Raw genomic sequence first — 21,957 nt, forward strand, 5'->3', positions numbered from 1 at the left:
TATCCAGTGGTCGATCCGATCAGCCCAATGCTGCATTGCGCGAGCCGATCAGCGCGAGCGGTCCGTGCTTCTTGTGCAGGCCTTCCACAGTAGAGTTGTCGAGATGTGCAAGCTGCAACTCGACGACGTCGCCGTCCCACGCCTTGGAGATCCGTGATCTCTTCGTGGTGAGATAGGGTCGAAAAGGTGGTCCGAAATCCGTGAGCACAATGGTCAGTCTTGGTGTCAATGCCAAGCAACCGTAAACGCTTGTTGAGCGTGTTGTTTGGTAGCGGCGCGTCCTTCGAGCAGGAAAACGCGTACCGGCGATGGCCGGTCAGCTTTTGAACGCTGCGCTGGATCGCGAGTGCCTGCCGTGACAGAGGCACGACATGGTCCCAGCCGGTCTTCATTTTGGTGGCTGGAACGGTCCAGCGTTTGGCATCCCAATCGACCTCGCGCCACTCCATTTCATTGACCATGCCGGGGCGGGGAATGGTCAGCGCGTCGAAGCGCAAGGCGAGACCCACAACGTCACCAAACCTCGCTTTCGTCCAGGGTGCGCTGATGAGCTTGAAGACGCGCGTCACGTCGCGCGGTTCGATGACGCCAGGACGCGGGGGCGAAATGTTGGCAATCATCTGCCCATTCAGGTTGCGGAACGGGTTGTAGCCGTCGCCTTCGACATCGGCATAATTGCAGATTTGCTCACCGATGCTACGCACGCGGTCGCGGGTTTCCAGCTTTCCCTCGGCTTCGTATGAACGCATGAAAGCGAGCACGTCCGGACGCTTGATTTCCTGTCTACTAAGCTTGCCGAACCGGTCCTTGACGTAACCGACGCGCAGCTCAAGAACCTCGATGGTCTTGGGATCGCGCACCGCGACGATCCTACCGCGTTTGACTTTCTCCACCTTCTTCGCGAGCCACTCGTCGGCCCATTTCCCGAAAGACCGGGCGGCGCCCTGCCTGTGCTTGTCGAGCTGCTTCTCTGTGCTCGGATCTTTGCCCTCCTTGAGCAGGTCTTTGGCCTTGTCGCGCTCGCGCCGCGCGTCGGCGAGCGAGAACGTGCCATCCCTGCCGTTGCCGTAACGGCCGATGGAGTAGGTTTTCCGACGGGTGTGGAAGCGGTAGTCCATCCGCCAGAGCTTGGAGGCAGCGGTGCCAGGCCTGCTCTGGTCCGGCGTGACGAAGAGATCGAGGCCGCCGCCCGTCACGTCGGAAATCTTGGCGGGGCTGCACATGCCATTGTCGAATTTCGGTCGGGCGGCGCGGCAGTCGACGTCTGTCTTGATCTGCTTGGGGTTGGCACACACGCCATCATTCTTGCCGGCCATCTGCTCAAAATCCCTTCGTTCGGAATAGCGAAAGTTGCCGTGAACGTTTGTTCTCTAGATACCGACAAAAATACCGACAAATCGGGCGGCTGGGATCGGATGAGAACAAACGGTGACGAACACCGATGTACGCGGAAGAGCCTATTTTTCAAGGGTTTCCAAGCACTGCGCGGACGGTTGCGGACGCTTTGGAACGGGCCTGAACAGCCTGATTGGTGCCCCTGGCCGGAATCGAACAGATCAGCGTTTGGCGACATTCGAATGGGTGATCTTGGCCTCCGGACGAGAGCCGGCGCCAGCACGGCCCGGTTTTCGAACTGGTAAGGCCGCGACATGTTCTGCCCAACGTTCGAGCGCCTCGCGCATCTCGGCCGCGTACCGCGCGCGGTTACATACACCAGCAACGCCGGCCCGGTGGCCGCTGACGTGGTTTAGGATCGCCTCCACGATGTGCGGCAAGATGCCAAGCCGGTCGGCCATCACAGTGGACGCCGATCTGCGAAGATCATGGACGGTCCAATGGGGTAGGGGTTCCCCCTGGGTTTCCGCAATGCGCGCATCAAGGGCCAACTTCGACTTTGACCAGCCGGAGAACCCGCGATGCGCATCACCGCTGCGTCGGGGTCCGTCACCAAAGAGGAAATCTCGGCCATCTCGGCGGAGTGGGAGTAGGGCCAAGGCGGCTGGAACCAATGGCAGCACGCGCTCGCGATGGTTCTTGGTCCGGGCGGCTGGCAGCGTCCAGAGTCCCGAACTGGTATCAAGTTCGGCCCATTGCATACTGCCTACTTCATCACGGCGTTGGGCTGTGAGTAGCAACAGGCGCACGATGCGTCCGTAGTCGTCATCGCCACAGGCTGCCAAATGGCTGCGAGCTCCGTTTCGGTGAGGACCCGCTCCCGACTTCCCGGCTGCGCGGGCCGGTTTGTGCCGAGAACCGGGTTCGCAGCAATGTCGAGGCCCTCGCGTATCGCCCAGTTGAACATTGAGGACAGGGCAGTCCGGGCGCGGGCTGCTGAAACCGCTCCATGAGCTGAGACGATGTCAGCGACACGAGCCGAGATATGACGGCGGGTGAGCTGGAAAACCGACACCGGATGCAGGGATTTCCAACTGACCAACAAGTAGCGTTCGACTTCCGAATAGGTCCGGGGCTTCAGTCTTTCTTTGGCGTTCCGGAGATATTGATCCGCGATTACAGAAAGCGTGTCGGCCGCCTGCAGGCGCGCCTTGGATCTTTCGTCCGCGGGGTCTTTGCCGTTGGCAACCAGGCCCAAAAGCCGCTTGGCTTCCTTGCGTGCCAGCTCGGGTGTCCACGGTGCGCCGTGAGGACCGATCGTGACGAAGCGCTGACGGCCGAATAGGCGGTACTTAAGGACGTAGGTCGCCTGATCCCGTTGGCGCCGAACGCCAAAGCCCCGCACCGCTTCTCGATGGTCCGCATCCCAAATAGTCTCGCCCGGCTTGAGTGCTTGCACTGCTCGGATCGTTATACTCGAAACAGCCATCTAGCTACCACGTAGCTACCACCATAGCGCCAATTGCAGCGCAGGTAAGGCGGGGTCCGGCAGGCTTATTAATTGATAACACTTGAGTTTTCGTGCAGACGGCGAGAATCGCGTAGCTCCGGCGGAGCCCTCGCTGTGTCTGTGGAACAGGAGGTCGGTGGTTCGAGCCCACCCAACTGTACCATCCGCAAGATCATCCAATGCGACATCGCTAGATCGCGCACCATCGTTTGCAGCCTCCCCGATCGCTGCCAGCGTGTCATCTCGTCCGCTTGCACTTCTTCGTCGCATCACCCACACTCCGCGAAACGACGCCTTAACGATGCCTTAGTGCCACCTTGGGGGGACGCATGGGGACCGCCGGTTCAAGGAGTTTTTCGTTTGCGTTGATGTCAGCCGTCGCGCTTGCGGCGCTGTTGCTGCCGGGCCGGGGCGAGGCCTACACGCCCGACCAGCAGCAGGCCTGTACGCCGGATGCGTTCCGGCTCTGCGGCCCCGAGATTCCCGACGTCGATCGCATCACGGCCTGCATGATCAGGAACAAGGCGCAGCTGTCGCCGGCCTGCCGCGTGTTCTTCCGCGGCGGCCCTGAGCCGCGTGAGGCGAGCGAGCGCGAGGAGCGGCGGCCGATCGCAGTCAAGCGGAAGGTCCACAAATCGCACAAGGCGAAGAAGTCCACGCACTGACCTGGTTCCGATTGCGCGCGCGCAAGCAGCGCTCGCTTGCTGCGTGCCTTCACGCGAACCGACGTCACTTCACGCGCAAACGCGCGTGGATTGCCTGGCTGCGATTTCAAGGCTGCGATGCGCGACAGACTGACGCCTTGTGACGCTGTCACGCAGCATCATCTCTGAGGCTTGTGTTGTTTGCCAAATCCGTTCCCGCCTGTGGAACGGACGGAGTGGGACGCGTGAGCGAATACTACCAGCAAGAGATCGATCGGCACTTCGCCTGGTTCGAGGCCAAGCTTCCGGACAAGCCGGCGCGCTTCGTCGCGTGGCTGCGCAAGCCGTCGTCGCGCCATGTGCGGATTCCGCTCGCGATCCTCCTGATCACCGGCGGCATCTTCAGCTTCCTGCCGGTGCTCGGACTCTGGATGCTGCCGCTCGGACTCCTTTTGTTCGCGCAGGATGTGCCGTTCTTGCAGAAACCGACGGCGCAATTGCTCGGCTGGATCGAGCGCAAGTGGATCGCGCGCGAGCGCGCCAAAGCTGCCGAAAAGCGTTAGGCGTGAGTCTTATCAAACGCTTAGCGCTTCCATTTGCGGTTGCGTCATAAGTATGGTGTGACTCAAAAAGCAGAATGCACCGGTAATCTTGGCCACTTTGCGGATTGCAAGAAGTTTCTTCTTTCGCGAATCAGCCTGCTGATTCATTTTCGCCTCCTGGGGTCAATCTGGAGGCCAACGTATGAACGTGATTGTTTTCGCTTCGCGTAAGGGGGGCTCGGGAAAAAGTACCCTGGCTGCTCACCTCGCTGCGCAAGTGCACAAGGCGACGAAGCCCTGTCTGCTGATCGATGCCGATCCGCAGGGCTCGCTGACGCTCTGGCACAAGCTGCGCGGCACCAACGAGCCGGCGATCAAGACCGCGGTGAACTCGGTCAGCGGGATCATTGCGCAAGCCAAGCGCGACGGCATCGAGTGGGTGTTCATCGACACGCCGCCGAACCTGTCGGCCGTGGTCGACGACTCCATCAAGAACGCGACGATGGTGATCATTCCGGCGCGGCCCGGCGTGTTCGACGTCAACGCGGTGCAGGAAACCATTCAGACCTGCCGTTCGATGCGCAAGCCCTATGCCGTCGTGATCAACGGCGCGCCCGCGCAGCGTGACGGCGCCGAAAGCCGCATCGTCGCGATCGCGCGCGAAGCGTTGGCGAAATTCCGCGCACCGGTGTGGAGCGGCCAGATCACCAACCGTGCCGATCTTCTGATGGCGCTCGGCCAGGGTGAAGGCGCCCGCGAATATTACGCGGAAGGCCGCGCCGCGGCCGAGATCAATCGGCTGTGGGCCGCGATCGAACGTTCGATCAAGGCGATCCGCGGCACGGCGTCGGCGTCCGGCGCGATGCACAAGCAGGCGGCGTAACAACGCCGCTTTGGTTCGGACTGGAAAGAACGCGCGGTACCCGCGCGTTTTTTGCGTGAGCGTCATTGCGAGGAGCCAACGGGCCCGACCTCTGGTCGGCCCGATGATAAACTCCGCGACGAAGCAATCCATCTCTCCGCCAGCGGTGGAATGGATTGCTTGGCGGAGCCTGTCATCGGGCGCGCGTTCGCGCGACCCGTTGGCTCGCAATGACGGAGCAGGTGGCCCTCACGCCACCATCAGCAGATAGAACACGATCACCGGCGCCAGGGTCAGGATCACCGACCAGATGCCGACAGCCCATAGAATATCCTCGGTCGTGAAGCCCGGCGCGGTGCCCGGCCTCACGGCAATAAAACCATTCCTGGAAGTCACGACGCCCCCGCGTTGGCCTTGGCAATGCAGGGGGTGATACGCGAGCGGATTTAAGATCCCGGTCGGAATTTCGCTGGCATTTGCGTGCGGGGACTACTTCGGATTAACCACGGCATAGGCGGCAGGCCTCCCGCCGGAGGCTGAGCCTCAATGCATTCCCGCATCGCGATCGCGGATCGCGCCGAGATGCTCGTTGATCCGGAACACGATCAGGATGAACTCGGCGATGATGCGCGAGAACACGATGCCGACGAACATGCTGGCGATCGACGCAAGCAGCTGGATGAAGCCGACGAACGGGCTGATCGCCATCGCGGTGAGGCTCCACAGGATGCCGGAGATCCCGAACAGCACGATGACCGCGATCACCAGCCAGTAGAACGTCTTGATGATCGTGGGCGTGATGAAGCGGTCCCACTGAAACAGATCCTGGAAATCGAACATCATGGTTCTCCCGGCCAGCCGAAATATGATTCGCGTCTCGTTCATCCTACTGCGTCACCCCCGGCGTGATCACTTCGTCCCGGGAGCCTGCGGAGAGGCGTCCATCGGAACGAGGCGTTTCGCCGGGCCAAGGGTACGGGACGGCGCCAAAGCGCCTCCGCGACTTGTGGGATCGATACCGCAGGAGCCCAATCGGTCCCGCCACAGGCGCGCCCAGGACCGGGCGCCGGCAGTCCAGGGGCGAGCTATGCGAGTGGGCCGGTTGTGATTGCTGCAAATAACGGCCACAATCGGGCTTCTTTCCAGCATATCCTCACCCAATGACCACGCTGACCTTCGAAGACTTCAAGCCCGGCCGTTTCGGCACGTTCGGCCCGCGCCACGTTTCACGCGAGGAAATCCTCGCCTTTGCCGCCGAATTCGATCCGCAGCCGATGCACCTCGACGAGGAGGCGGCGCAGAAATCCATGCTCCGCGGCCTGTCGGGCTCGGGCTGGCATCTCGGCTCGCTGATGATGCGGATGCTGTTCGACGGCTTCATCGGCCGCACCGCCTCGCTCGGCTCGCCCGGGGTCAACGAGATGCGCTGGGTGGCGCCGCTGCGTCCGGGCGACGATTTGACGCTGGACGTCGACGTGGTCGAGGCGCGCGTGTCGCGCAGCCGGCCGGAGACCGGCATCGTCACCTTCAAGGGCACGATCCGCAACGCGCGCGGCGAGATGCTGTGCGAGATGGAGTCGCCGATCATCGTCAGCCGCCGGGACGGCGCAGGTAACTAATAAGATGCGTTTCTTTGAAGATATCGAGATCGGGGCGCGGCGCGAGTTCGGCTCCTTCACCTTCACCGCCGAGGACATCAAGCGCTTTGCCGCGCAGTTCGATCCGCAGCGCTTCCATCTCGACGAGGAGGAGGGCCGCAACTCGCTGTTCGGCGGGCTCGCCGCATCAGGCTGGCACGTCGCCAGCGTCTGCATGAAGCTGCTGGTCGCCGACGGCAAGCAGCTCGCCGCGGAAGCCGCTGCGCGCGGTGAGAAGGTCGCGGTCTGGGGGCCTTCGCCGGGCTTCCGCGAGCTGCGCTGGATCCGCCCGGTGTTGGCAGGCGATACGATCAGCTTCACCAACCAGGTCGAGACCAAGCGCACGTCCGAGAAGCGGCCCGAATGGGGCATCCTTCAGGCGCGCAACACCGGCGTCAATCAGCGCAATGAGGTGGTGTTCTCGTTCCTCGCGACCGCCTTCGTGCCGCGCCGGAATCCCGGTTCCTGATGTTGCCCCCACGCCTCTGATGTTGCACGGACGCCATGGTGGCAGACTAAGTCTGCCGCCGACGCAGTTGTGCGTTGCGTGGGACTCATTTTTTGCTAACGCATTTTGAACCTTTGTCCCTGCCTATAGTTCGAGGGCACGGACATCCGGGCAAGCACCACTGGGGACACCATGGCAGATCGCAGCGCGCTGAAACTCGTCGGAATTATCTTCGCGACGGTAACGGTTGTCGTGATGCTGGCGACCGGAATGGTCGTGAAGGGCTTTGCCGACGGCAATTATTCCTTCGAGACCACCGCGAGCATCGATCGCTGATCGACCGTCTGTAACTCCGGGCGCTGCTGGCAGCGCCCAATGCGCGCATTTGCGCTTATCAATGTGACCCCTCGGCAGGCCGCGTCACACTTCTTCCAGAAGCTTCTTGATTGGCATCATCTTTTCGGAAGACCGCTTCGCACTTTGCGGTAACGCGGCCCTTCGGGCTTGGGGCATGCTTTAGCGATTCCAGATCAGCACCATCACGACGGTCGCGGCCGCCAGGATGCCGATGAACCGGATCATGATCGTGCCGATGCCCTGCTGCGGCTGGCGCAGCGGTATGGGATCGGCGTTATCCGGCCGGACGCTCTGCATGAATTCTCTCCAAATGGATGCTGCGCCAGGCGCGGTCCGGACGCGAATTCCGGATTGGACGCGGGCTCGGCACCGAAAGTTCAAATCGGCTTCTGCAAGAATTGACGCCGCGGAGTTTACACCGCGCTGAATAACGAAACGTTCCGCGTTGAATCCGCCACGCAAAACGAAGCAGCCGCCTCCCGGTCCGGAGGCGGCGGCGCCGGCTTCTTGAATTGATCAGTATCAGCTGTTGCGCAGGCCGTCGGCAGCGCGCTTCCACTGCGAGACGTTGTCGGCGATCATGCGCGTCGACTTCATCGCAGCCTGGCTGAGCTGGGCATAGCCGGAGATCTCGCGCTGGACGCGCTGGCCCTCGGCATGCAGCAGGTCACGCAGGCTCTCGAGCTCGCCGATCAGCTTCTCGATCTCGGCCAGCGAGGTGCCGGCGACGCGCTGGATCAGCGAGTTGACGTTGCTGACGGTGGCATCGGTATTGGTGTCGGTCGGCGCGGTCTCCGGGCTCGCCACCGGCCGGCGCAGATAGGCAATATCGTTGCGCACGAAATCGCGGATGCCGGCTTCGACTTCCGAGACCGCAGCGAGGTTGGTGTCGACCTCGGACGTCGCCTCTGTGGCTTCCTCGGTACGGTTGGTGGCGTTCATCGGCTTTCCCCTGGTTTCGCAATAGCGAAGCGCGGCTTGTCCCCCGCACGACGAATTGATGAAGTTACGGACCTATCAGTGCCGCCGAATTTGACCGCATCTGGGCCAAGTTGGGGCAATGCCTGATCATTAGCGCGACAGGGCTAACAGATCGTTCACCATGAGTGCTTGTAGCCGGCGCCGATGCTCTTGTTGATCGTGCCCTGGGGGGTCTCGCCGACCGAGCCGGAGACGGTGACGCCGTCGAGCAGCTTCTGCTCGGCGCCGATCCGGCGCAGCCACCGGTCGTCGGAGGTCGAGGACAGCGTCTGGCCCGCGGTGATGCTGGTGCCGGTGTCGGTAACGGACAGACGTGCTGACTGATCGGTGTCGTAGCTGTGCGAGGGGGGGCCGATGATGCCGGGCACCGGGACCACGCCCTGCTGGATCACATTATAGCCGCCCTGCAGCGTCAGCGAATATTGCTCCGACAGCGGGACCGACTTGCTCAGGGAGGTGCCGACCTTGCTCTGGTCGGCGCCGGGATCGACCCGCGCCTCGACCGAGGTCTTGTCCCAGATCGACGCCACGCCGGGCGCGGACATCGAGGCCCAGGCCGAGCCGCCGGATTGCGGCAGGCTGCCGCCATTGGCGAGCCGCTCGGACAATTGCTCGGACGTCGTCGTCGCGCCCGGTTTGGCGACCGTCATGTCGGCGCCGACGCGGGTGTCGAGGAACGGCGAGATCGACTGCTTGACCGATACGGCCGACGAGCCGTTGGCGTTGTTGTTGGTGGTCCAGGACGGATCGTTGCCGGCGACGCTGCCGCGCTTGGCGGCGCTCTTCGGCGCCAGCGTGGGCAGGCTGGTGGAATCGGTGTCGAGCTGGCTCCAGTCGAGCTTGCTCTGGTCGATGTCCTTCAGGATGTCGGCGTCATTGGCGTCGGCCGCCGGCGGCGCCTCGCCGGCTTCGGCCGCGGCACTGTCGGCCGGGGTGTCTTTTGCGGCGTCTTTCGCAGTCTCCTGGACAGCGGGAGCGATCTGCCATGGTGAGGTCTGGGCGCCGGCCGAAAACGTGATCGCCACGCCGAAGCCGGCCGCCAGCACCGGCAGCCTCGCCCAGCCAAATCGCAATGTGGAAGTCATTCCCAGCCCGCAAATTCCAAAGCGGCAGCATGCATTTGCCGTGGCGCAAAATTGCGGCAGCGGCATCGCCAAAGCAAGTGATAGACGCGTGATCGTCATGTCCGGGACAAGCACGCGCTCGCGCATCACGCCGCCCGGGCGCGACCGTTCTGGGCTGGCAAAACAGGCCGCGGCCGCCGGGGCGCCTTGACGAAGGCGCGGCCCCGGACATGACGAAGGCGTGAAATCAGGAAGCCGTCAGACCGCGATGCGCGGCAGATGGATCGGGTAGCCGACGGTCTGCTCGACCAGGTCGAAGCTGTCGACCAGCACGCGGAAGCTCGTGAGCTTGTCGGCCTTGAACCGCGCGAAGTGCGCGATCCTGAGCGAGATCGGCCTGTTGGAGTCGAGCGCCGTCAGCGAGTAGCGCAGCATCGAGGCCGCGGAATCCACGCCAAGCATGATCGACTCCCGGTCGAAGCGGTGAACCCGCAGGTTCTCGCCGATCTGCCTGATGACCTCGAGCACGGCGGCCTTGCCGCGGCGCGAGCCGAAGAAGGAAAACAGGTCGATCGGCCCGTAGATGGCCCATTCGACCTCGTCATCGAGCATGAGCTCGATGTCTGCAAGCTGGCGTTCGTTGATCGCGCGATGCAACGCGCGCGAAAAACGCCAGAGGCTATGCTCTGTCATTTTGGTCTCGTCCTGAAACTGGATTTTCAAAGCAAACGAATGGCAGGCGGTCAGCGCCGACGCCTTGCCAGGTTGCTGCACATCACTATTGCCGGCTCAAATAGTGCGGAACGGCCAAAACGCAAATGACTTTTTTTGCAATGCACAATTGCGCCCGATCTGACCGGAATGTGACCGCCCGCACGCAGAACCCCGTTCGGCTGGAATCGGAACGGGGCTTCTAGGATCCCAGTTTGACGCGTGTTCTCGACGCGGACCGGCATCCACGTCGTCCGAAACCGTTCCGGTCGCCGCAATTCAGCGGTCGCGCTGCCGCACCGGCTGCCGTTCGACCACGATCTCGGCGTCGCGGATCGCCACCACGGCGAACAGCAGCGCACCGCCGATGCCGCCGATCGCGGCGCCGAGCGGCATGAAGGTGAAGAACACCAGCGTTCCGCTGTCGATCCCTGAGGTTTTCGCCATCCCGATCCAGGTGAGCCCGGCTCCGATGCCGAGCGCGGCGCCGCCGAGGGCGCCCAGTGCAAGCCCAAGCACAGCGAGCAATGCGACTTTCATGGTGATTTCAGCCCCGACCGCAACAAGCCCAGTGATAGGTCAGCGGCGGGCCTTCGAGGTTCAACGCTGCGCTTGCGAATTTGTCGGGCGGGGCGCCGGAATGCGTTGCCGCAGTTTCGCCGAAGCTAGTCCGCGTTCTGTCCGGTCAGCGCTGCCGCGACGTCACGCTCCAGCACCTGCTGGACGAGGTCGAATGTGTCGATGATCTCGCGGATCTCGGTGATCTTGCCGTCGCGCAGCGTGTAGAACACCGCGACGTCGAACTGCACCACGCGGGCGTTGGTGCGCTTGCGGAAGAACACGCGGAGCTGCGCCGCGACCTTGTCGCCTTCGGCGACCACGATCGGCGCTTCATAGCGCATGTCGGAATAGCGCTCGTGGATCGTGGTCCACATCTGGCGCAGCGCGGCCTTGCCGCGGTGCTGGCCCATATGCGGGAGAATGTCGATCGGGGCGTTGGCGAGGAACGCGACATCGTCGCTGCAGCGCTCGAGCGCGCCCTCGATGCCGCCAGCGTAGTAGACGTCGAGGAAGTTCAGGACGCGTTGCCGGTTCAAATCCTCGCCCATGATCGACTCCGCCGGTTCCATCCGACTCGCCCTGGTTCCATATTCTGAACCCGTGCGGTCCACTATCAAACACATGTTTGACGTGCGAAAGCGGATTAGGTTCGGCAACCTGCACGTGCATTGTGGCACAAAGTGCACATAATCTGCCTGCCGCCATCCCGACATGGCAGGAAACTGAACTGGTGCATTGAACCGGTCGCGTCTCGAAGAGGCGAAGCGCGCGGCGGCAGGTGGCCGCGAGTTAATGAAACCTCCCCGCGCGCGTCCGGTTGGTTCGGCATGGACGACGCATCCGCGATCAGGAGAAGGCGCGGCATTCCTATCTCGGCATCGGTCATGTGAGCGCGCGCCGCGCGACGGTGAGCCGGCGCTGGCGCCGGTCGAGGCCTTGAGCTCCTCCGGGGCCGATCGGAGCGATCGCGCCGGCTCGCTGTCGCGGCGCGCTAATCCGCCGGTGCGGCCTTTGATTCGCTGGCGCGGCCTTAATTCGCTGGCGCGGCCTTAATTCGCTGGCGCGGCCTTGCCGGTCACGAGGTCGATGATGAACCGCTTCTTCCTCTCCGAGCCCTCCGGCACAAAGGCCTCGCCGGCCTGGAGGTCGTAATAGAGCTCCTTCGACTTCGGAAAGCCCGCGCCGCAGGCGGTGCGGATGATCTCGTCGTCGGCGTAGTCAACGTCGACCGCAACCGTGTTGCGGCGCGGGCCTGCAGCGAGGTTGGAGAGACCGAAATATTTCGGCCCTTCGTTGCACGTCACGACATTGGCGCCGTAGGCGCTGACCGCATCCTCGGCCCGGAGCAGGAAGTCCGGCGTGATCTCGATCCGCTTGCCGGGCTTGCTGGAAAACTCCATCCGTGCCACCGCGCTTTCGAGGATGCCCTGGCCCATGTGGCCGACCGTGCAGACCAGCACATCCTGCTGCGCGTCCTTGGCCACAACGATGCAGTCGTGGCCTTGCGCGCCGGGCAGGAAGCGCAAGAAACGGGTGGCCTTGCCGTCATGCTCGAACAGCGCAACGCCGCCGAAATCGGTCGCGTGCGGCTCGCATTCGCTTTCATAATTGACGACGAGCAGCGCGCTGCCCGCGGCGAGGAAGCGTCCGGCGTAATGCTCCTTGGTCAGCTTGACGTCGCACGCCCGGCCGCCGGGATAGGATTTCGCGCGCGTGCAGGTCGATCCCTTGATGTTGGCGCTCGCGCAGAATGTCGCGAGCAGCGCGCGGTCGCTGTCCTCGGCGTGCGCTGGGCTGGAGATGAACTGGCTGGTGATGCACAGGATCGCCGCACCAAGTGCCGGCCCGAGGAAGGCAATATGTGATGTCCGCATGATCTTCAAAACACTGTCCGCAATGCGGCGGCATTTAGAGCATGATCGAGGGCTGTGCGCAGCGTATTTCTGCGGCGACGGGGCGGGAACCGGCAGGGCGGCTTGGCCGTTGGTGCCTGACAATTGCATTGGAGCCGCACCATGAAATCCATTCTTCTCGCATCCATTATTGCCGTCACTGCGCTTGCCGCAACTTCGCCCGCCGACGCCAAGGGCTGCATCAAGGGCGCGGTCGTCGGCGGTGTCGCCGGCCACTATGCCGGCCATCACGGCATGCTCGGCGCCGCCGCCGGATGCCTCTACGGCCGCCATCACGCCAAGGAGCAGGAACGTCAGCGTCAGCAGCAGCAGGCGCAGCCTTCGCAGCAGGAGAAGCTGTAAGGCCCCGGCCTGTTGTGAAGTCGCGTTTCCGGAACGCCGCCCGCAGGGGCGGCGTTATCTTGTTGCGTAACGGAGACGATGATGACGAAACCAAAGACCAAGACCATCCAGCCCGTTCCTGACGACAACAAGAGCCACAAGGGCCCCGGCAGCACCCCCGGCGTGCCCCTCGACACCACCAAGGGCCATCGCGACGACGAGAAGCACAACATCCGCGAGCAGGCCGCGCACGGCAATCTGACCCAGAACACCAGCAACCGGCGGTCAGGGTAGGCGCGAGGCGGAGCCGCATCCTCAGTGTCGTCCTGGCGAAAGCCAGGACCCATAATCACCGCATTCGATTGTGAACGGGATTCGCGGCCCCGGCGACGCGCAACAATGCGCGTTTGGGGTAATGGGTCCCGGCCTTCGCCGGGACGACGATGTGGATAGCTCACTTCAACCTGCCAAACAGCTTGTTCAGTGTCATCACCCGCGCATGCGGGTGATCCAGTATTCCAGAGGCGGTGCTTAAGCCGGTAGGCCGCGGCGTACTGGATCGCCCGGTCGAGCCGGGCGATGACAACGAACATGAGGATGTGCGTTCGCATCGCGATGACAGCCTGTAGGATGGGTGGAGCGAAGCGATACCCATCACCTCGCCACGCGGCAAACGTGACCCGCATCACGGCACCGGTGAGGGTGCGCCGCTAGCGTGGCGGCATCGGATCACCCGACTGCCAAGGACCGCCGCCATGAACGCCATCGCTGCACCGAAATCGCCTGCGCAGAACCGGCTCGAAGGCTTTGCGCTCACTGCCATGCTGCAGGGCCTGCCGATCTTCGCCGCCGCCGTGCTGGTGCTGAAGATCATGGACGCCCCGGAAATCGTCGGCGAACGCTATGGTGCCGCGATCTATGTCGTGCTGGCGTCGCTGGTCTACGCCGCGATCACGCCATGGCTCGCCGCGAAATTTCCAAACCGTCTCGCGCACGCCTACGCACCGGTGTTCTTCGACGCCAGCCTGTCGTTCTCCGAAAAGATCGCGCAATGGCGGAGCCAGCCCACGGTCTCGCTGCAGCTCATGACCACGATGATCATGCTGTCGCTGCTGGCGGTCGCGGTGGTGAGTGTGGGCTGAGCTTGCGCTTCGCCGCCGATCCGCCTTATCTGCCGGCATGCAGATCAGAGACGAACGCCCCGAAGACGCCGCCACGATCAGCGAACTCACCGCGGCCGCCTTCGCGAACGCACCGCACAGCAGCGGCACCGAAGCCCGCATCGTCGAGGCGCTGCGCCGGGCCGGCGCGCTGACGCTCTCGCTGGTGGCGACATCGGATGACGGCAGCATCGTCGGCCACATCGCGTTCTCGGCGGTGCAGATCGACGGCACAGCGGGACGCTGGTATGGCCTCGGTCCGGTCTCGGTTTCGCCTGAGTTGCAGCGCGAGGGCATCGGAGATCTTCAGGGTTCAATTTCTGAGGTTGTTATTGAGACGTTGAAGAAGATTCATGGAATCCACGAGCTGCCGTCTGGCGAAAAAGCCTACTGGGATACAGGTATCGAAAATGTCGAGATAAAGCAGAACGCGTACAAGAAACAGCAGCAGGCGCCAGTGGCAAAGCGTGCGCCTAAGGAAGCCTATCTTGATCTAATCGATTTTGAAAAGATCATTAAGCAGCCATCAAATTGGACGGCGTTCGAACCGATATTCAATGTTCCGATGCCTGGAGAAAAGGGGAAAAAATACTACCTGACTTGGCTTGAGAGATTGAATGAAATTCGCAGAGTGAGCGCGCACAAGAGTCCTTATCGACAGTACAGCGAAGAGGATCTTGATTTTGTGTCCTTCATTAAAGCGCAGCTCTTTGACCGATTCACCGCTGCTGGATTTGAGCTGTAGAGAGAGGTCGCAGAATGTGGGGTGTTGATGGGTTGCGTGAAGTAACTGGCGGAAAACGTGTTGGAACAATACTTGCGGATCCGCCGTGGCGCTTTCAGAATAGCACCGGAAAAATTGCGCCAGAGCACTCCAGGCTGAAGCGCTATGAAACGCTCTCAGTAGATGCCATTGCGAGCCTTGGAGTGCGAGAGATCGTTGATGACGTTGCTCATCTTTATCTTTGGGTACCTAACGCGATGCTGCCCGACGGTTTGGCAGTCCTCAACCAATGGGGATTTACCTACAAGTCGAACATCATCTGGCACAAGATTCGGCAGGATGGTGGTCCCGACGGAAGAGGCGTTGGATTTTACTTTCGCAACGTAACTGAAGTTCTACTTTTTGGCGTACGCGGCAAGAGCGCAAGAACTTTAGCGCCGGCCAGAAGCCAGGTTAATTTCATTGCAACGAGAAAGAGAGAACACTCTCGAAAGCCGGATGAACAATACGAGTTAATCGAGAAGTGCAGTGCTGGTCCATTCTTGGAGCTGTTCGCAAGAGGAACGCGCTCAAACTGGATCGTCTGGGGCAATCAAGCAAACGACGCGTATGTACCGTCATGGCCGACATATGCAAATCATTCGAGATCAACTGAAGCCGTGTCACCGATTGCATCTCGATAGTTACCTTTTCTTCCACCCACCCCGCTTGCCCGGCGCACCACCGCTCGACCGCGGCGAAGGCCCGAACTCTGGCCCCGACTGCCTTGAATCCGTCGGCCGGATGATGCGACTGGTGGTGCCGAACGGCTTTGCCGGCAGCGCGCCGCTCGGGCGGAAGGGCAGCGATTCCGGGCCGTGCATCTCGTCGAGATCGGGCTTGTGCACGCGGGAGCCGGACTTGGCGCCGCGGCTTGCCTTGAGCGAGGTCTGCGCGGACTTGTTCTTCAGCGCGCTGACCGGCAGGTTGGCGGCATCGCCGTATTTTCGGGTGCCGGCATAGGCGCCGGCCTGCTTCTGCACGTTGCGCTGCTTCGCGGTCGGATCGTCGACCACGGCCATTTCGGTGGCGCGCAGCCGCTTGACCTCGTCGCGCAGCCGCGCGGCTTCCTCGAAGTTCAGATCGGCCGCGGCCTCGCGCATCCTTGTTTCGAGGTCGCTCAGCACGGCCTCGAAATTGTGCCCGATGCTGATGACATCGTCGGCCATGCCGCCGTCGCCGATCTCGACCAGCACGTGGTCGCGCTCGTAGACCGAGTTGAGGATGTCGCCGATCGACTTCTTCACGCTCTCCGGCGTGATGCCGTTGGCCTCGTTGTACTCGACCTGTTTCTCGCGGCGCCGCGTGGTCTCGGCCATCGCGCGCTCCATCGAGCCGGTCATCTGATCGGCATAGAGGATCACCTTGCCGTCGACGTTGCGGGCGGCGCGGCCGATGGTCTGGATCAAGGACGTTTCACTGCGCAGGAAACCTTCCTTATCGGCGTCGAGGATCGCGACCAGCGCGCATTCGGGGATGTCGAGGCCCTCGCGCAACAGGTTGATGCCGACCAGCGCGTCGAACGCTCCCAAGCGGAGGTCGCGGATGATCTCGATGCGCTCGATGGTGTCGATATCGCTGTGCATGTAGCGGACGCGGATGCCCTGCTCATGCAGATACTCGGTCAGGTCCTCGGCCATGCGCTTGGTCAGCACCGTGATCAGCGAGCGATAGCCGGCTGCCGCGGTGGCACGGACCTCGCCGACGAGATCATCGACCTGGGTGCGCGCCGGGCGAATGTCCACGGGAGGATCAATGAGGCCGGTCGGGCGGATCACCTGCTCGACGAACACGCCGCCGCTCTCGTTGAGCTCCCAGCCGCTCGGCGTCGCCGACACCGCGACCGTCTGCGGCCGCATCATGTCCCATTCCTCGAAGCGGAGCGGGCGGTTGTCCATACAGGAGGGCAGGCGGAAGCCGTATTCGGCCAATGTCGCCTTGCGGCGGAAGTCGCCGCGGAACATGCCGCCGATCTGCGGCACGGTGACGTGGCTCTCGTCGGCGAAGACCAGCGCGTTGTCGGGCACGTATTCGAACAGCGTCGGCGGCGGCTCGCCGGGGCGACGGCCGGTCAGGTAGCGCGAATAGTTCTCGATGCCGGCGCAGCTGCCGGTCGCTTCCATCATCTCGAGGTCGAAGGTGGTGCGCTGCTCGAGCCGCTGCGCCTCCAAGAGGCGGCCCTGGTCGTTGAGCTGGTCGAGCCGCTGCTTCAGTTCCGATTTGATCGACTTGATCGCCTGCACCAAGGTCGGGCGCGGCGTCACATAGTGCGAATTGGCGTACATCTTGATGAATTCGAGCTCGTCCTGCTTGTGGCCGGTGAGCGGATCGAACTCCTCGATGGTCTCGATGGTGTCGCCGAACAGGTTCACGCGCCAGGCGCGGTCCTCATAGTGCGCCGGGAAGATGTCGATGACGTCGCCGCGGACGCGGAAGGTGCCGCGGGTGAACTCGGCCTGGGTGCGCTTGTATTGCAGCGCGACCAGGTCGGCGATCAATTGCCGCTGGTCGATGCGCTCGCCCTTCTTCAGCGCGAAGGTCATCGCGGTGTAGGTCTCGACCGAGCCGATACCGTAGATGCAGGAGACGGAAGCTACGATGATGACGTCGTCGCGCTCCAGCAGCGCGCGCGTCGCCGAGTGGCGCATGCGGTCGATCTGCTCGTTGATCGAGGAATCCTTCTCGATATAGGTGTCGGTGCGCGGGACGTAGGCTTCCGGCTGGTAGTAGTCGTAATACGAGACGAAATACTCGACCGCGTTGTCGGGGAAGAAGTTCTTGAACTCGCCATAGAGCTGGGCGGCTAGCGTCTTGTTCGGCGCCAGGATCAGCGCCGGACGCTGCGTCGCCTCGATCACCTTGGCCATGGTGTAGGTCTTGCCCGAGCCGGTGACGCCGAGCAGCACCTGGGTGCGATCATTGCGGTTGATGCCTTCGACGAGCTCGGCGATCGCGGTCGGCTGGTCGCCCCTCGGCTCGTAGGACGACTTGATCTCGAACCGCACGCCGCCTTCGGATTTCTCCGGGCGCGGCGGCCGGTGCGGGGTCCATACCCGCATCGAGCCGTCGTCCTTGCGGAACTCCGGGCGGCCGTCGCGGATCAGGTTTTCCAACGCGTCGGCGGTGGCCTTGACGCCGAGTGCCTCCATCTTGCTGCGCGGCGGACGGGCGAGGGCTTCGTCATCGTCCTCGGCGGTGGGCAGGCCGAGCTGCCGCGCCAGTTCCGGATCGAGCGTCGGGATGGTGGCCGAGGTGCCGTAGTTGGCCTGCGGGGCTTCCTCGAGGCCGGACGCATCGCGCTTCGCATCACGTTTGGCGACGCCCTCGCTGGTCTCGCGCGTCGACGCCCGCGCACGATGCGCCGCGGCCTCGCCGCCGGCGCGGCGGTCCCAGGAATTGTCCGGCGGCGGCTGCAGGCCGGTGCCCGAACCCATGCCGGCATCGCCGCGGTTGATCGCGGGATTGAGCAATTCAGCCAGCGCCGGACCGATTGGTTGGACCTCGGGCCTCGACGCCTTAGAACTTGGCGCTTTGGATTTGGGGGTTTTGCCGGGCTTTTTCGGAGTGTTCGGTGTCTTCGCCATGGCCGGAATATGGGACGAGTCCGGCAGCGAGAAAAGGGCAAATGCCGCCCTGATCTGGGCGCAGGCGATGCTGCTGACAGCAGGGTGTCAGCAGAGTCTGCTGACTTGGTCAGTCGCGAAGCGCCCGCACCGGAACTCGGCTCCCTCTCCCGCTTGCGGGGGAGGGCCGGGGTGGGGGCTCTCTCCGCGAGTCATATCGTGGCGAGAGCCCCCACCCGGCGTGCTATGCACGCCGACCTCCCCCGCAAGCGGGAGAGGTTGCAAGGAGTGCGTGGCGACAGCCAGTAGACGTCAGGCGCGCGGCAGGTCGACGATGTCGAGATGGATCCCGCCGCAGCCGTCGCAGCGCAGGGTCCAGTATTCGGCGGCACGGCCGGGAATCACGCGCAGCAACGAGAGCCGGGCGGCGCATTCCGGGCAGCTGGTGCGGACCTGCGCCGGCCAGACCGGATCCGGCTCGCATTGCGGGACCACGGCGAGTACCACGTTGCCGGTCACGCCGACGCTTCGGTTGCCGGCATCGTCATGCCATATCGCTGTGGGAACCGGTCGATAGTTTGCTTCGCGTCGGCGATCGCCGCATCCGGATCGGACCACGCAAAGCCGATGTCGAGCATCGGAAACGGCATGCCATCGATGACGACCGGCCTTTGATCGACCCGTTGAATCCTGGCGTGCCATTGCCCCTTCCCCACTTCAAACGACTTGATCTCAAAACCGCTGTAGATCATGGCGACCTCGGGATGCCCTTCTCAAGGGAAGCACGGGCGCGCGGCGCCCTATGTGAACCAGATCACAAGTCGCGCGGTTTATTTCCGCGCTGCAAAGCAGTTCCAGCTTTTTGTTTTGCCGCGGTTTCTAGGGGCGAACCGCACGAAGGCGCCCTAGCTGCGGGCCGCGATATGATCGGCGAGCACGGCCGCGTCGTCGCCGACGCCGGACAGGAACGAGGATTTCATCTTCGACAGCCATTGCAGGCCGAGGAAATAGAGGCCCGGCACCTCGGAGACGCCGTGGCGGTGCCGCGGTGCGCCGTTGGCGTCCAGCACCGGCATTTCGATCCAGTCCAGATCAAGGCCATAGCCGGTGGCCCAGATCACGCTGCCGATCCGCTCGACGCCGAGATCGATGGTAGCGAGCGGCGCGGTGAGGCACGGCGGATCGGGCAGGCGGACGCGCGCCAAGGGGTCGTGTGGATGATCGAGGCCGCGTGCCGCGACGAAGTCGTCGACGATCCCGAGGAAGGTCGCGTAGTAGGCATCGCCATTGGCGATGTTGGTGGCGAGATCGGGGGCGATCGCGAGCACGCCGTCGCGCGCCGCCGTCACGCGGCCGAGCAGCGTCACGCCGCCAGCGGCGAAGCGGCGGAAATCGATGGTGTGGCCGCCATGGGCGCCCGAGATCACCGGCAGCAGACGCGTTGGGCCGCGCTGCTCGACCGGCGTCTCGTCGACGCCCATCTCGGCCAGCCACCAGAACAGGTCGCGGCCGCGATAGCGGCGCGGCAGGCGATTGTGACGTCCGACCGACAGGAAGACATGGCGGCCGGCGCGCATCAGCTCCTCGGTGATCTGCGCGCCCGAGGCGCCGGCGCCGATCACCAGCACCGCGCCGTCAGGCAATTGCGCGGGATTCTTGTAGCCGCTGGCATGAACCTGAAACAGGCCGGGATGCTCGCGCAGCACGTCGGGCCGCAGCGGCCGCTGATAAGGGCCGGTGGCAATCACGACGTTGCGGGCGGCGATGCTGCCGTCGGCGCATTCGGCAAGGAAGCCGCCGGCGTCGCGGCGCAGTTTGGTGACCTCGACGCCGCAGCGGATCGGCGGCGCGACGAAGGCGGCGTAGGCCTCGATGAAGGTGATGATGGCAGCGGTGTCCGAGAAGCCGTCCGGATCGCTGTGTGGAAACGCGAACTCCGGCAGCCGCACCGACCAGTTCGGAAACTGGAACATCAATCCGTCCCAGCGTTCGCTGCGCCAGCGCTCGGCGATCCGCCGCCGCTCCAGCACCAGATGGCCGATGCCGCGCTGCTTCAGCCGGTGGCTCATGGTGAGCCCCGCCTGGCCGCCGCCGATCACCAGCGTATCGACGGTCTCGTCAGGCATTGCGCGCTCCCTTGCGGCGCGCGGCCGGTTCTGCCGCGGCGCGGATGATCCAGCGCCGGAACGCGGCGAAATCGCGCTGCTCGGCATGGAAGCCGCGATAGACGAGATACCAGCGCATGCCCTTCGGCACGCTGAGCGCAAACGGCGCCACCAGCCGGCCGGCGGCGAGATCGTCATCGATATACGGCCGGATCCCCATCGCGATCCCGAGCCCGTCGCTGGCGGCCTGCAGCGCCTGGCCGTAGAACTGGAATTCCGGCCCGCGCGCGGTCAGGCGCGGCACGCCGGCGGCCTTCAGCCAGGACGGCCAGTCGTCCGGCGAATGCGCGACGCGGATCAGGCTCGGTCCCTTGAGGTCGGCGGGGCGCTTCAAGCCGTTGGCGAGCCGCGCCGTGCACACCGGCATCAGGTCGGCGGCGAACAGCGGCTCGGCGACGAGGCCTGGCCATTGGCCATCGCCGAGCTGGATGCCGCAGCTCCAGTCGTCGGCGAACGGCACCGCCATGCCGCCGGTCGTGATCCGCACCTCGATGTCGGGCTCGGCTTTGCGGAACTCGGCGAGGTGCGGAATCATCCATTTCATCGCGAACGTCGGGCCGACGCCGACGGTCAGCACGCGCGAACTCGCCGACGCCGTGACCTGCGCGGTGAGGCTCGCCAGCGCGTCGAAGATCGGCGTCAGCCCACCCTGATAGGCGCGGCCGGCCGGTGTGGTGACAAGGCGGTTCGCCTTGCGCTCGAACAGCGCGACGCCGAGCCGCTCTTCCAAAAGGTGCACCATGCGGCTGATCGCGGCGGCCGAGACGTTGAGCTCGCCGCCTGCGGCCGCGAAGCTGCCGGTCCGCGCCGCGGCCTCGAATGCCTTGATGCCGTTGAGAAAGAGCAGCCGCCGCATGAACCCTCAGGAAAGCTGATGCAAGGGCAAGATAACTCAGTTTGCGGGACGAGGCCAAGCGGCGCAGAAATATGCAGACAATCCCTGCTGACCCGGCGAGGACCCAATGACTGAGACCACAGACGCCCTGGTGCTCGATCTTGTGGAATGGGTCGCCCGCGAGCCGCGGCGCTATGCCGAGGTGCTCGAGGTCTGGCGCACCTCATGCCCGCGGCTGACGATCTGGGAGGACGCGGTTGATCGCGGCTATGTCGCGCGCCGTCCCTCGGTCGAGGGCATGCGGGTGATGGTGACGGAAACCGGCGAGACCTTCTTGCGCGCGCATGGGCGGATGCATTGAAAGTGTCTTTCCGTCAGGGCGAACCTAGCCGCGAGCTTGCCTAGCCTCTCCCGCTTGCGGGGGAGGCCGACGCGCGCAGCGCGGCGGGTGGGGGCTCTTTCCACAACACGACTCGCGGGGTACGAACCGGGCTGAGTCCTGACGTTTTAGACCGGGTTGATTCCTGACAGGCAAAGCTTCGTCTGATTCGAGGGAGGATCGGACGATGCCTTTCAGGGAGAGCA

30 protein-coding genes and 1 pseudogene are annotated in these 21,957 nt (G+C 63.7%); 12 read left to right on the plus strand and 19 right to left on the minus strand.

The window, feature by feature from the left end:
• From AC628_RS29085 to AC628_RS45550, 4 genes and pseudogenes are all read right to left on the minus strand, one after another.
• Positions 1 to 1,316: tyrosine-type recombinase/integrase (locus AC628_RS29085; RefSeq protein WP_245321380.1), on the minus strand; the 1,316-nt coding region annotated here is incomplete at its 3' end.
• 240 nt (positions 1,317 to 1,556) lie between these two features.
• Positions 1,557 to 1,796, minus strand: coding sequence for a site-specific integrase (locus AC628_RS45540; RefSeq protein WP_245321384.1), 240 nt, complete (start codon positions 1,794 to 1,796; stop codon positions 1,557 to 1,559).
• Positions 1,797 to 2,096 (minus strand): annotated as a pseudogene (locus AC628_RS45545) (site-specific integrase); the annotation flags it as partial.
• Between the two features lie 5 nt (positions 2,097 to 2,101).
• On the minus strand, positions 2,102 to 2,794 hold the full coding sequence (locus AC628_RS45550; protein WP_245321382.1) for an integrase family protein: 693 nt from the start codon (positions 2,792 to 2,794) through the stop codon (positions 2,102 to 2,104).
• 419 nt (positions 2,795 to 3,213) lie between these two features.
• Here AC628_RS45550 and AC628_RS29100 point away from each other — a divergent pair, with 419 nt between their 5' ends.
• Positions 3,214 to 3,510, plus strand: coding sequence for a hypothetical protein (locus AC628_RS29100; protein WP_074130201.1), 297 nt, complete (start codon positions 3,214 to 3,216; stop codon positions 3,508 to 3,510).
• Positions 3,511 to 3,725: 215 nt separating this feature from the next.
• Positions 3,726 to 4,052, plus strand: coding sequence for a hypothetical protein (locus AC628_RS29105; protein WP_083633190.1), 327 nt, complete (start codon positions 3,726 to 3,728; stop codon positions 4,050 to 4,052).
• Between the two features lie 12 nt (positions 4,053 to 4,064).
• Here the strand turns inward: AC628_RS29105 and AC628_RS45885 are convergent, their stop codons facing one another.
• On the minus strand, positions 4,065 to 4,199 hold the full coding sequence (locus AC628_RS45885; RefSeq protein ID WP_283806722.1) for a hypothetical protein: 135 nt from the start codon (positions 4,197 to 4,199) through the stop codon (positions 4,065 to 4,067).
• A 34-nt stretch (positions 4,200 to 4,233) separates the two neighbouring features.
• Between AC628_RS45885 and AC628_RS29110 the strand changes: the two genes are divergently transcribed.
• Positions 4,234 to 4,914: an AAA family ATPase gene (locus tag AC628_RS29110; RefSeq protein ID WP_021081815.1), complete on the plus strand. Its 681-nt coding sequence runs from the start codon at positions 4,234 to 4,236 to the stop codon at positions 4,912 to 4,914.
• A gap of 228 nt (positions 4,915 to 5,142) precedes the next feature.
• On the opposite strand, the gene AC628_RS44305 is transcribed toward AC628_RS29110, so the two are convergent.
• Positions 5,143 to 5,289: a hypothetical protein gene (locus AC628_RS44305; RefSeq protein ID WP_167351861.1), complete on the minus strand. Its 147-nt coding sequence runs from the start codon at positions 5,287 to 5,289 to the stop codon at positions 5,143 to 5,145.
• Positions 5,290 to 5,436: 147 nt separating this feature from the next.
• Positions 5,437 to 5,733, minus strand: a complete 297-nt coding sequence (locus AC628_RS29115) for a DUF4282 domain-containing protein (RefSeq protein WP_074130217.1) — start codon at positions 5,731 to 5,733, stop codon at positions 5,437 to 5,439.
• Between the two features lie 320 nt (positions 5,734 to 6,053).
• On the opposite strand from AC628_RS29115, the gene AC628_RS29120 reads away from it, so the two are divergent.
• From AC628_RS29120 to AC628_RS44310, 3 genes are all read left to right on the plus strand, one after another.
• Positions 6,054 to 6,512 carry a MaoC family dehydratase gene (locus AC628_RS29120; protein WP_074130202.1) on the plus strand — a complete coding sequence of 153 codons (459 nt, stop codon included), beginning with the start codon at positions 6,054 to 6,056 and terminating at the stop codon, positions 6,510 to 6,512.
• 4 nt (positions 6,513 to 6,516) lie between these two features.
• Positions 6,517 to 6,999, plus strand: coding sequence for a MaoC family dehydratase (locus tag AC628_RS29125; RefSeq protein ID WP_074130203.1), 483 nt, complete (start codon positions 6,517 to 6,519; stop codon positions 6,997 to 6,999).
• Between the two features lie 171 nt (positions 7,000 to 7,170).
• A complete protein-coding gene (locus AC628_RS44310; protein ID WP_016841369.1) occupies positions 7,171 to 7,314 on the plus strand; it encodes a hypothetical protein in 144 nt (47 codons plus the stop codon).
• A gap of 180 nt (positions 7,315 to 7,494) precedes the next feature.
• Here the strand turns inward: AC628_RS44310 and AC628_RS44315 are convergent, their stop codons facing one another.
• From AC628_RS44315 to AC628_RS29155, 7 genes are all read right to left on the minus strand, one after another.
• Positions 7,495 to 7,632, minus strand: coding sequence for a hypothetical protein (locus AC628_RS44315; RefSeq protein ID WP_167350178.1), 138 nt, complete (start codon positions 7,630 to 7,632; stop codon positions 7,495 to 7,497).
• 225 nt (positions 7,633 to 7,857) lie between these two features.
• A complete protein-coding gene (locus AC628_RS29130; protein WP_021081820.1) occupies positions 7,858 to 8,277 on the minus strand; it encodes a hypothetical protein in 420 nt (139 codons plus the stop codon).
• 155 nt (positions 8,278 to 8,432) lie between these two features.
• Positions 8,433 to 9,401 carry a hypothetical protein gene (locus tag AC628_RS29135; protein ID WP_074130204.1) on the minus strand — a complete coding sequence of 323 codons (969 nt, stop codon included), beginning with the start codon at positions 9,399 to 9,401 and terminating at the stop codon, positions 8,433 to 8,435.
• A 237-nt stretch (positions 9,402 to 9,638) separates the two neighbouring features.
• Entirely contained in the window at positions 9,639 to 10,073 is a 435-nt protein-coding gene (locus tag AC628_RS29140) for a nuclear transport factor 2 family protein (protein ID WP_074130218.1), read from the minus strand.
• A 297-nt stretch (positions 10,074 to 10,370) separates the two neighbouring features.
• On the minus strand, positions 10,371 to 10,631 hold the full coding sequence (locus AC628_RS29145) for a hypothetical protein (protein ID WP_074130205.1): 261 nt from the start codon (positions 10,629 to 10,631) through the stop codon (positions 10,371 to 10,373).
• A gap of 125 nt (positions 10,632 to 10,756) precedes the next feature.
• Positions 10,757 to 11,200, minus strand: a complete 444-nt coding sequence (locus AC628_RS29150) for a nuclear transport factor 2 family protein (RefSeq protein WP_074130219.1) — start codon at positions 11,198 to 11,200, stop codon at positions 10,757 to 10,759.
• A gap of 501 nt (positions 11,201 to 11,701) precedes the next feature.
• Entirely contained in the window at positions 11,702 to 12,526 is an 825-nt protein-coding gene (locus AC628_RS29155) for a hypothetical protein (protein ID WP_143201865.1), read from the minus strand.
• A gap of 141 nt (positions 12,527 to 12,667) precedes the next feature.
• On the opposite strand from AC628_RS29155, the gene AC628_RS29160 reads away from it, so the two are divergent.
• The 5 genes from AC628_RS29160 to AC628_RS29180 all read left to right on the plus strand — a co-directional run bounded on the left by AC628_RS29160 (position 12,668) and on the right by AC628_RS29180 (position 15,453).
• Positions 12,668 to 12,907 (plus strand): hypothetical protein, encoded by a 240-nt coding sequence (locus AC628_RS29160; RefSeq protein WP_074130207.1) that lies wholly within the window; start codon positions 12,668 to 12,670, stop codon positions 12,905 to 12,907.
• Between the two features lie 81 nt (positions 12,908 to 12,988).
• Entirely contained in the window at positions 12,989 to 13,180 is a 192-nt protein-coding gene (locus AC628_RS29165; RefSeq protein ID WP_244485328.1) for a hypothetical protein, read from the plus strand.
• Between the two features lie 461 nt (positions 13,181 to 13,641).
• Complete coding sequence (locus AC628_RS29170; RefSeq protein WP_074130208.1) at positions 13,642 to 14,028, plus strand: hypothetical protein; 387 nt, start codon at positions 13,642 to 13,644, stop codon at positions 14,026 to 14,028.
• Positions 14,018 to 14,791 carry a GNAT family N-acetyltransferase gene (locus tag AC628_RS46020; protein WP_349510138.1) on the plus strand — a complete coding sequence of 258 codons (774 nt, stop codon included), beginning with the start codon at positions 14,018 to 14,020 and terminating at the stop codon, positions 14,789 to 14,791. Before AC628_RS29170 ends, AC628_RS46020 begins: the two co-directional genes overlap by 11 nt.
• Before the next feature lie 14 nt (positions 14,792 to 14,805).
• Positions 14,806 to 15,453 carry an MT-A70 family methyltransferase gene (locus AC628_RS29180; protein WP_074130210.1) on the plus strand — a complete coding sequence of 216 codons (648 nt, stop codon included), beginning with the start codon at positions 14,806 to 14,808 and terminating at the stop codon, positions 15,451 to 15,453.
• Here AC628_RS29180 and uvrB read toward each other — a convergent pair whose 3' ends face one another.
• The 5 genes from uvrB to AC628_RS29205 form a co-directional block, all read right to left on the minus strand.
• A complete protein-coding gene (gene uvrB, locus AC628_RS29185) occupies positions 15,454 to 18,393 on the minus strand; it encodes an excinuclease ABC subunit UvrB (protein WP_074130211.1) in 2,940 nt (979 codons plus the stop codon).
• Positions 18,394 to 18,684: 291 nt separating this feature from the next.
• Complete coding sequence (locus AC628_RS29190) at positions 18,685 to 18,891, minus strand: hypothetical protein (protein WP_021080709.1); 207 nt, start codon at positions 18,889 to 18,891, stop codon at positions 18,685 to 18,687.
• Complete coding sequence (locus AC628_RS29195; protein WP_074130212.1) at positions 18,888 to 19,124, minus strand: hypothetical protein; 237 nt, start codon at positions 19,122 to 19,124, stop codon at positions 18,888 to 18,890. The genes AC628_RS29190 and AC628_RS29195 overlap by 4 nt, the downstream gene beginning before the upstream one ends.
• Before the next feature lie 153 nt (positions 19,125 to 19,277).
• Complete coding sequence (locus AC628_RS29200) at positions 19,278 to 20,498, minus strand: NAD(P)-binding domain-containing protein (protein ID WP_074130213.1); 1,221 nt, start codon at positions 20,496 to 20,498, stop codon at positions 19,278 to 19,280.
• Complete coding sequence (locus AC628_RS29205; RefSeq protein ID WP_074130214.1) at positions 20,491 to 21,393, minus strand: LysR substrate-binding domain-containing protein; 903 nt, start codon at positions 21,391 to 21,393, stop codon at positions 20,491 to 20,493. The genes AC628_RS29200 and AC628_RS29205 overlap by 8 nt, the downstream gene beginning before the upstream one ends.
• Positions 21,394 to 21,499: 106 nt before the next feature.
• Here AC628_RS29205 and AC628_RS29210 point away from each other — a divergent pair, with 106 nt between their 5' ends.
• On the plus strand, positions 21,500 to 21,733 hold the full coding sequence (locus AC628_RS29210; protein ID WP_074130215.1) for a hypothetical protein: 234 nt from the start codon (positions 21,500 to 21,502) through the stop codon (positions 21,731 to 21,733).
• Positions 21,734 to 21,957: the final 224 nt, after the last annotated feature.

The organism is Bradyrhizobium sp. NAS96.2, assembly GCF_001908235.1.
In the GTDB taxonomy this organism is placed as follows: Bacteria; Pseudomonadota; Alphaproteobacteria; order Rhizobiales; family Xanthobacteraceae; genus Bradyrhizobium.